A 317-nucleotide genomic window follows, 5' to 3' on the forward strand; every position below is an offset into this window, starting at 1 on the left:
GTCCTTTCCGCCAATTGGCGTTTAAATGTGACCTGTGCCACGGTACGGAATCAGGCATTCCCGCCTGCATCGAAGCATGTCCTACGGAAGTATTCACACTTTTCGACCCGGCAGAAGCGGCTGCCAAGGCCTGTCCCTTTGACGGTATTACAATGGCACGCATTTACCATGGCGATACAAAGGGCCGTCCTTTCCGCCAATTGGCGTTTAAATGTGACCTGTGCCACGGTACGGAATCAGGCATTCCCGCCTGCATCGAAGCATGTCCTACGGAAGTATTCACACTTTTCGACCCGGCAGAAGCGGCTGCCAAGGCC

1 pseudogene is annotated in these 317 nt (G+C 54.6%); it reads left to right on the forward strand.

What is annotated here, in order from left to right:
- A pseudogene (locus PGX78_RS09220) lies at nucleotides 1-317 on the forward strand (hypothetical protein); the annotation flags it as partial.

The sequence above is a fragment of the Megasphaera sp. AF13-6AC genome (assembly GCF_027685385.1).
Taxonomy (GTDB): Bacteria; Bacillota; Negativicutes; order Veillonellales; family Megasphaeraceae; genus Megasphaera; species Megasphaera micronuciformis.